Raw genomic sequence first — 8,800 nt, forward strand, 5'->3', positions numbered from 1 at the left:
GTGGCGATGGAGTTAACCACGTGGCGTTGTGCGCGTTTTATGACCCCGCGCCCAGTAGCCTTCGGATACGGCAACTGCCTGGCAGGGGCTGATTTTTTTTTGATCCCCACAACGTAGGCGCTCCATGACCAGAAAACCGTATGCGACCGTACACAGAGTGACGTGGTGGTGAAACCCCCGCCAGTTGCGCCCCTCGTAATGCTTCAGTCCAAACTCCTGCTTGAGTTCCTGATAATCTCGTTCGATGCGCCAGCGTCCTTTCGCTGTCGCCACCAGAGTGGTCAGTGACGTATCTTCCGGCAGATTGCTTAACCAATACTTCGCTGGCGCGGCGTCGCTTTGGGGCCATTCGATCAGCAACCACTCCGGTTCGCGCTTCTGCTGGCCGCGCGCCACACGCACTCGGACAGCGGTAAACCGGGAGCACAACGGCTTGTTGGTACCTTCCCGCCAGGTGATAGCCTGATAGGCATTGGCATCCAGCGACTTGGCCAGTGCTTGTGCCGACACTGGGTGATGCTCCGTGGTCTGCTGCCATCGTGTCGGCGGTCGCCCCTGGCCGGACCACTTCGGAGGCAGAGGCTCACTGCCAGGCGGCCAGACACTGATACCCTCCGGCACGTCAACGCAATAACTCAAGCCCCATTTTGCAAGCTGTTCTCGCCAGGGCGTCACTTTGCCGTAAGCCGCATCTGCCAGCACGATACCGGGCGTGATACCGGCCTCCAGTGTCTCGCGCACCTGCTGAAGGGCAATCTCCGGTTTGGTGGCAAAGTCGACCTCTTCTGGCACGCCAGCGCGGCGACAGCGCGCCGGATCGTTTGTCCATGATGTGGGCAAATAAAGCCGCCATGCGACCGGCAGGCTGGCCTGTTCGGTCGCCACCGATAGGCTAACGACGACCTGACAATTGTCCTGTTTACCAATCTCACCGCAGTACTGGCGACTAACGCCCACCGAATGTCGTCCTTTCTTGCGAATACCGGTGTCATCGATAATCCAAAAAGGCGTCGTATCGGGGGACAGCAAGTAGGGTAGCACCTGCTGCGCCACGCCATTGAGCATCCCTCGGTCAGACCATCCAGAGCGAGCCACCAGGTGATGCAGCGACTGATGACAGGCTTGAACGTTACCCGGATCGACACTGGCGGCGATGGGCTCGATACTCTTGCGTTCCAGCGGCAGCATCAAGCCACGACAGTAATTCTGAAAACCCTTCACTCGATCAGCATGGCCCAGGCGAGGTGCTAGCTCATCAAGATACGTCTCGAAGCGGTCGTGAAGTGCGTCGTTTACCATAATGCGAAATCGCTATACAGATGACACAATACGTATTGATAACATATCTATTTATGACACAGTAGTACTAGGCTTTGTGCGAAAAGTTGGCTCGCAAGCAACGCTCTATGCAGGTTACGCATACCATCGCTCTGAAACTGCTCGCTAATTTCTCATAGCGCGTTGCAAATCGACGTAATTCTTTAAGCCATCCAAAGCAGCGTTCTACCGTATTTCTCTGGCGGTATCTGTGCTGATCAAAGCGCCTCGGCAAATCAGGGCGTGTCTTGCGATGCATTTGACGTTGCGCAATAACAGGTTTTATACCGTGCCTGTCACAGTAACGGCGCAGTTCATCACTGTCATGTCCTTTATCAGCGACGACGTAGCGGCTACGTTTGCGGAGCCTTCCAACCTGTCCTGGTAGATAAACACTCTCCAGCGTCGAGATGAAATGTCGTGAATCAGCCTGCTGTCCTGGAGACAGGATAAATGCCAGCGGCCAACCATGAGAATCACATGCCATGTGGGTTGTTGTCGTTAAACCACCACGACTACGCCCTAATGCGTGATCTACAGGTTATTCTGAGCCCCCTTTTTGCCGCCTCCTGCGGCAGCGCGGGTGGAGCGTATTGAGGTCGAATCAAACATCCATGCATCCAGATCCATCAGTCCATCTTCACATAGTCTGAGCTGTAAGCGGGAAAGAATGGCTTCAAACGTGCCATCATCTCGCCATTTTCGAAAGCGCTCATAGGCGGTTGACCAGGGACCATATCGCTCGGGTAGATCTCGCCATTTGGCACCAGAACAGAGTACCCAGAAAATGCCATTGAGGGCCTGTCGGTCATCCCGCCGTGGCCTGCCCATTACCTGAGTTGGCGACACAATATCTGTAATCTGTGCCCAGTTCTCATTGGATATCTCGTACCGGCCAACCATCATTTTCTCCCTATGCAGCTATTGCATGGGAAAACTTAGCAGATATAACTTTTCGTACAAAACCTAGCACTAACCCTAGCAGCCAAGTAAGGGAGTAGAGGGGGGAGAGGCCACTTGTCTATGTACTTTCATTTAGCTTGGATGCAACCACTTTGCCGAGTTTAAAGGTTAATACATGACAAGCTTGGCCTCAGTTAAGCTTTATTGAGATTGATTTGAGTGGTTTGATTAAATAGCAAAATAACATGCTGAGGCGCTGGTTTAAGTAAAAGGCCTATCCTTAGGCCCGTAATGCCTCTGTAATTCGATTAGCCGTTTCGATAACAGCTGGGGCCAAGGCGTCTTGACGGCTTTCGGGAAGGCGTTCAGCCGGCCCTGATACGCTAATTGAGGCAAAAACCCGTCCGCGTGAGTCATGGATGGGCGCTCCCACGCACCGGATACCAATCTCATTTTCCTCGTCGTCCCGTGCGTACCCGCGGGACAAGATACACGTCAGATCGGCTTTTAACTCAGCAATAGTCGAAAGTGTGTTCTCTGTGCGCTTTTCAAGCCCCTCTTCATCGATAATTCGATTAATTAAATCTTCTTCCTGAAAGGCCAGGAAGGCTTTGCCCACACTTGTGGTATGGATAGGTGCAGCCTCAATCGTTGTAAGCGTCGTGTTACGCTCTGCTCCCATTTCCTCCCGCTCAATACAGACCATCTGACTTCCGTCAAACATATGAAGATGCACTAACTCTCCCGTGATCTGGTGCAGTTGAAGGACATGGGGATGGGCATGGCGGTTGAGGTCAAGGTTCGCTATTACCGCGCTGCCGTAATAAAACATTTTGAGACCAAGGCGGTAGTCGCCTCGTCTATTGTCTTGATCGATCATCTCAATTTCACGAAGAGAAGCAACGATACGATGAATCGTAGTGCGTGGTAGACCAGTCAGGCTCATTATATCGGAAATCGATAAATGCTTGCGGGAGCGCGTGAAGCAGTCGAGCACCCGCGCCATCTTATAAAAGGACTTGGCGCCATTATCCCGCATCTCGCTTATTGGGGTTTGACCTAATGACCCCCTGATGCCCTTATTCATGATCAATCTCCCTGTTAGCGGTAAAGATAGCTAGTGAATACAATTGTACGGAAAAATAATAGTTTGTCCGAACTGTTTTCCCACTTTAAATTAGAAGCAAGGGAGAAACTTGCCTATAGTTCCATTTTTCGGATATTGTTAATTTTGTACTTACTCTGTTCCGAAAAGTGGAATTTATTTCGATAAGGAAAGGCTTATGAAGAAGTTAGTTAATGATCCTCGCCGCGTTGTCAGAGAGCTTTTAGAGGGCTTGGTCGATTGCAATCCTGAACTTGCCATTCTATCCGAAGAAAATGTAATCCTGCGTGCAGACATCCCGCAAGAGCCGAAACAGCGTGCTGTAGCTCTTGTCTCGGGAGGTGGCTCAGGGCACGAGCCGGCTCATGCTGGTTTTGTTGGGTACGGCATGCTCACCTCAGCTATCGCTGGTGACGTTTTCACCTCGCCTAGTGTTGATGCCGTGCTCGCCGCGCTGCGCGCTTCTGCTGGCCCTGCTGGCGCAGTGCTTATTGTCAAAAATTATACAGGCGACCGATTAAATTTCTCTCTCGCTGCTGAAATTGCCCGTGCTGAGAACATTCCAACAGAAGTAGTCTTTGTAGGTGATGATGTGGCCCTTCGTGATCGCCTGCCACGAACGCAAAGTCGCGGCATCGCAGGAACGGTATTGGTTCATAAGATTGCAGGGGCAGCTGTCGCAGAGGGGAAAACGGCAATAGAGGTTGCAAATCTTGCGCGGGCAGTGGCGGCGGATCTTGCTTCGATGGGTGTTGGGCTAGGGGCTTGCACAGTCCCTGCTGCAGGCAAACCAGGCTTCACTCTTGAAGAAGATGAGGTGGAGTTCGGACTCGGAATTCATGGCGAGAAGGGGTTACGCCGTAGCCATGTTGAGAGCGCTGATTCGATTGCCCGCGAGCTTCTTAATACGATTCTAACTAATTATGGCGGGACTGAACTCCCTGTCGGGCTGCTGGTTAATGGGCTTGGTGGAACGCCTCCGATGGAGCTAAGTATAATCGCGCGATCTGCGCTTGCAGAATTGCGCCGTCGAGGGCTAACTCCCCAGCTGGTTTGGACGGGCGAGTTCATGACCGCACTTGAGATGCCTGGCTGTTCTCTTACACTAATTCCTCTTAATGAAGAGCGTAAGCGTTTGCTGCAGGCTGAGACATCAGCCCGATACTGGCCCCGATCAGCTTCTCTACCCACGCATCGATATGTGATTGACGCCCCAAAACCGGTAAACGAAGAAAAAAATTATGAGCCGAGCCCGCATGCCAAGTTAATGCAAGCGATAGTCGAGAGGGTTTCATATGAACTCGACGCTCAAGAGCAAGTACTTACAGCACTCGACGCGGCTGGAGGAGACGGTGACCTCGGGGCTAGCATGCAGAGGGGGGCCCAAGCCCTGCGCGATCTGCCCAACGAGGCCTATGCCGATCCCAAGGCTTTATTTTTCTGTATGGCCCAAGCCTTGCGACGTGCTATAGCAGGTAGTTCCGGCCCTTTCTATGCCGCTGGCCTGATGCGCGCATCAAATACCCTTCCGTCTGGGACGCCGAATGCCGAGGAATGGGCAGCTGCCTTTATAGCAGCCAGTGATTCGGTGCAAAAGATTGGTGGTGCGAAAGTAGGCGATCGCACCATGGTCGATGCCCTTGAACCTGCTGCCCGAGCCTTCGAGGAGGCCATTGAAGCAGGGGCTTTGCCGCAAAAGGCCTTAGAGAGTGCCTCGAGTGCCGCCGATGCCGGAGCTCACGCTACAAAAACAATGCAACCAAAATTTGGACGTGCCGCATACCTAGGTGAGCGGGCGGTTGGCACAGTCGACGGCGGCGCCATGGCCGTTAGTATTTGGATGACGGCACTACAGGAGGGGCTTGCGGGCTGAAGAGAAGAGCAGACCACACCACTAGTCCCTCATAAAACGTGCTAATTACAATGACAATTGTCGTAACAAAAAAGAGAGGTAAGACCTGTGAAGAAGACTCTAATAGCAATGTTAGCTATCGCAGCTTTACCATGCACAGCCTTGGCTGAGTTTCCCGATAGGCCTATTACCATCATCGTACCTGCCGGAGCAGGCGGCGGTGGTGACACCACGACCCGTTTACTGGCTAAGGAGATAGAGAATGAACTTGGCGAGGCGATTACCATCATAAACCAAGGTCAAGGCGGAGGAGTAGTAGGCTTAACCTCAATCCGAAATGCTGAAGCTGATGGCTACACACTCGGCCTATTATTCCCTTATGCGGGATACCACTATACTGGCCAAGGAGATTTCACTGTATCTGATTTTACTCCGGTAGCCAACTTTAACGGCGATAGCTCTGCTCTACTGACTGGAGCAAATTCCCGCTTTAGAACAGCAGAAGAGGTAGTCGAGGCGCTTAAGGAAACACCTGAAGAATATACCATTCATTGCTCGGGTGCCTGTGGAAGCGTTTGGGACATTCCTATAGCCGGTATGTTACTTGACCTAGGGGTTGATGTTGCCAAGATACGCTGGATCCCAGGCAAGGGCGCTGCGAGCGGACTATCCGAACTCGCCAGCGGTGGGGTGGACTTCCAAGCGGCCTCGCTACCTGAAGCTGCAGCCATGACCGAGGCTGGGCAAGTGCGTCCGCTTACCGTATTGAGTACACAACCTGTCCCCGGCTTTGAAGATGTGCCGCTCGCGGAAACTCTGACTGGGAAACCTGTTGATGGTGGCACCTGGCGAGCCTTGGGTGGCCCGGCGGGTATACCAGAGGGTCGAGTTAAGATTCTACAAGAGGCGGTTCTTGCCGCGGCCTCTTCCTCTGCGTTTCGGGAAGCAATGGATAAGTCTGGTTTCGGCGTGCAGCCGCTAGAGGCGGTAGCACTTTATGAGGTCATGCTACAGCATGAAGAAGATACGGCTAGGGTTATGGAGGCACTTGGCTACTGATTGCCAGCAATGCCTCGCCCATCATTTTGCTGGGCGGGGCAGATAACTTTCAAAATACTCTTTGTAGTGCTAAATCTTGGGTTCATCGCACTTTACCGGGAAATGCTGCTTTTATCTTTAGGAGGGAGCAGGCGTTGTCCCGGTAGCCATAAGCCATTCGCTTGATCACCTTGATCTTGTTGTTCATTCCTTCCAGTACGCTTGTGCTCATTTGGTAGATCGCACTGGCGATAACTCCTTCGATGTAGCCTTTGAGGTGTCTGGCAAATTGCTGCGCGGGCGCCAGTCCACTGCTTAGGGCCAACTTCAGCCAGTGCTGCCAGCGTTGTTTGGCTTCAGCCTCTGAGGGGGCGTACCAGAGCTCTTTGAGCTGCTCCTTCAATACGTAGACGGTCATCAGAGGCTGATTCGCTTGCAGCAACTCTTCGAGCTTCAGAGCTTGTTCATCCTTGAGATTGGCCCGATTTCTGAGCAACAGCCAACGGCTGCGCTTCACCACTTGGCGAGCCGGTTTGTCGTGACCAGGTTTGTTGGCTTGATCGACCCGAACCCGGTCAATCACTTCCCGCCCGAACTTGGCAACAACGTGGAACAGGTCATAAATCACGCGAGCTTGCGAGCAGTGGTGCTGCACCTCCAGATCCATGTCAGTATCCATCGCCACAGCCTCGATCTGGCCGCAAGCCTCAGGCCCCAGCCATTCAAAGAAGGGCCGCACTGCTGCTCGGCTACGTCCTTCCCCGACCCAAAGCACTTGTTGGGTGTCTGCATCGATCACCACGGTGGCGTATCGATGGCCCTTGAAAAGAGCGAATTCGTCCATGATCAGCCGACGAATCTGGCGTTTATCTGGCTCAGTTACTTCTCTCATAAGACGCTGATGGTCGATGGTCTTGACCGTATGCCAGTGCAAGCCCAGCAGGGCTGCCACGTGCTGGACCGGCATCAGGCACACCAGAGACTCAACCCAACCGATCATGCCTGCCGTCAGGCGCTGACGTCCTGCTAGCCAGTGAATTTTTTCACGTCTAGGGCCGCATGTTGCGCAGCGGACTCGACGAACGGGCACCTCCAGCCAAACGCGATAGTTGAACAAGTCGCGTTCTCGGACTCGTCGGATGCTGATGTCATGGATGGTAAGCGTTTGTTGGTTACAACCACTGCAGCATGGTAAGTAGTCATCGGCAGGTTGGAGCCGGATAAGCAGAGATTGAGCATCAATCTGGGCATAAGATTCTATCGTGAATCCTTTCCAGAACAGAGTCAGAGGATTAGCATTCATGGGGACGGTGGTAAGTCGGTTAGGTTTGTTGTTTTGGCGAACTCAAAACTAACCGGCTTTACCGCCGTCTCCTACTTTTTCACGCTAACCCGCGATGAACCGAACTTAAGCGGCTGATCAAAGAGGCAGAAGAGGGATCGGCAGTCATCGTTTCTTCGAATTAAAGGAGGCGCCGCAGCTACTGGGGTGGTGGGGTGAGGAGATTGCTTGGCTTTTTGGTCAGCATGTCACTCGGCTCGACGATTATCTTGCCGTCGAACGTACTGGACGAGGCACCGCAGTACGTGTGACGCAGGAAGACCGTCGTTTTATCTGGTTTGTTTTTGAGTTGTTTTTGAGTTGTTTTTGAGTTGTATTTGGAGTGGCTAGAGGAAACCCGCCAGGAGGACTATGACAATCCCGCTGGAGTGCTGTTGCGCGTGTTGATGGAGCGGGGCAGAGATCTCCCTGATGACTACCGCTACGATCACGTCGTGATTGATGAGGTGCAGGATTTCGACAAGAGCTGGGTGCTGGTGGCCGCAAAGATTCCGCGTGTATCGCTAAGCATGGCCGGTGACATGGCGCAGAAGATCTATCGCCGTAGCTTCACTTGGTCCTCTGTCGGCATACAGGTGCAGGGTGGCCGCTCCCGGCGCTTGTCTGCTAGTCACCGGACCACACAACAGATCATGGATGTGGCCGAGCATTTGTTGGCGAACAATGACGTGACCGAGAGTAGTGATTACACGACACCGGTTCGTCCAACCAAGAAAGGCGACAAGGTCAAATTGCTGTTGGCACCTGATGCCAAGCAGGCCTATGAGAAAGGCTACGATTTTGTTGCCCGCGAGTTTAAGCGGCTACGCACGACGTCTGTGGCGGTGGTGTTGCCGTTTTCTCGTCAGCTCTATCCTGCTCAGAAAGCACTGGAAAAGCGCGGCGTCAAGGTCAAGAAGGTCAAGGGTGCCGGGCTTGGCGGCTTTACAGGCGGAGTAGCCGTGACCACCTATCATCAGCTGAAGGGCTTAGAATTCGACCATGTGGTCGTCATGGGGCTGCATGACGCTCAATATCCTGGCCGCATTCTCGACAGCGTTGCACGAGAAGAGGAGGAACTAGAGGCGAGCCTGTTGCGCCGTGTTCTCTACGTCGCCATGACGCGAGCCAAACAGAGCGTCACACTGGCTGGTTCCTTGCCGTTCTGTCGCTTTTTTGAAGATGTGCCGGAAGAGCTATTCGATAGTATTTCATGACTATATTTTGCAGGCCTCAAGGAGAGGCGCTGCAAGTGAGCTCTTGC

7 protein-coding genes are annotated in these 8,800 nt (G+C 53.2%); 3 read left to right on the forward strand and 4 right to left on the reverse strand.

Going from position 1 to position 8,800, the window contains the following annotated elements; translation table 11 throughout:
• Window positions 1-12: 12 nt before the first annotated feature.
• From FKN99_RS09035 to FKN99_RS09045, 3 genes are all read right to left on the reverse strand, one after another.
• Complete coding sequence (locus tag FKN99_RS09035; RefSeq protein WP_172117553.1) at window positions 13-1,299, reverse strand: IS701 family transposase; 1,287 nt, start codon at window positions 1,297-1,299, stop codon at window positions 13-15.
• A 67-nt stretch (window positions 1,300-1,366) separates the two neighbouring features.
• Window positions 1,367-2,220, reverse strand: a protein-coding gene (locus tag FKN99_RS09040; protein ID WP_406565423.1) for an IS5 family transposase whose coding sequence is annotated in 2 segments (ribosomal slippage) — window positions 1,367-1,858 and window positions 1,861-2,220 — 852 coding nt in all. Because the reading frame shifts where the segments join, the coding sequence is not laid out codon by codon here.
• Between the two features lie 280 nt (window positions 2,221-2,500).
• Window positions 2,501-3,307, reverse strand: coding sequence for an IclR family transcriptional regulator (locus FKN99_RS09045; protein ID WP_172117554.1), 807 nt, complete (start codon window positions 3,305-3,307; stop codon window positions 2,501-2,503).
• 196 nt (window positions 3,308-3,503) lie between these two features.
• Here FKN99_RS09045 and FKN99_RS09050 point away from each other — a divergent pair, with 196 nt between their 5' ends.
• Both FKN99_RS09050 and FKN99_RS09055 read left to right on the forward strand, forming a co-directional pair.
• Window positions 3,504-5,198 (forward strand): dihydroxyacetone kinase family protein, encoded by a 1,695-nt coding sequence (locus FKN99_RS09050; protein ID WP_172117555.1) that lies wholly within the window; start codon window positions 3,504-3,506, stop codon window positions 5,196-5,198.
• Window positions 5,199-5,339: 141 nt separating this feature from the next.
• Window positions 5,340-6,236: a tripartite tricarboxylate transporter substrate-binding protein gene (locus tag FKN99_RS09055; protein WP_216658020.1), complete on the forward strand. Its 897-nt coding sequence runs from the start codon at window positions 5,340-5,342 to the stop codon at window positions 6,234-6,236.
• Window positions 6,237-6,318: 82 nt separating this feature from the next.
• Here the strand turns inward: FKN99_RS09055 and FKN99_RS09060 are convergent, their stop codons facing one another.
• A complete protein-coding gene (locus FKN99_RS09060; protein WP_172117557.1) occupies window positions 6,319-7,518 on the reverse strand; it encodes an ISL3 family transposase in 1,200 nt (399 codons plus the stop codon).
• A 356-nt stretch (window positions 7,519-7,874) separates the two neighbouring features.
• Here FKN99_RS09060 and FKN99_RS09065 point away from each other — a divergent pair, with 356 nt between their 5' ends.
• Window positions 7,875-8,753 carry a 3'-5' exonuclease gene (locus FKN99_RS09065; RefSeq protein WP_172117558.1) on the forward strand — a complete coding sequence of 293 codons (879 nt, stop codon included), beginning with the start codon at window positions 7,875-7,877 and terminating at the stop codon, window positions 8,751-8,753.
• Window positions 8,754-8,800: the final 47 nt, after the last annotated feature.

It is taken from the genome of Halomonas hibernica (genome assembly GCF_013183775.1).
Classification (GTDB): domain Bacteria; phylum Pseudomonadota; class Gammaproteobacteria; order Pseudomonadales; family Halomonadaceae; genus Vreelandella; species Vreelandella citrativorans.

Bases quoted from the DNA above. Each gene is read 5' to 3' on its own strand.
- FKN99_RS09060 (WP_172117557.1), bottom strand. From the start codon at position 7,518: ATGAATGCTAATCCTCTGACTCTGTTCTGGAAAGGATTCACGATAGAA.
- FKN99_RS09050 (WP_172117555.1), top strand. From the start codon at position 3,504: ATGAAGAAGTTAGTTAATGATCCTCGCCGCGTTGTCAGAGAGCTTTTA.
- FKN99_RS09045 (WP_172117554.1), bottom strand. From the start codon at position 3,307: ATGAATAAGGGCATCAGGGGGTCATTAGGTCAAACCCCAATAAGCGAG.
- FKN99_RS09035 (WP_172117553.1), bottom strand. From the start codon at position 1,299: ATGGTAAACGACGCACTTCACGACCGCTTCGAGACGTATCTTGATGAG.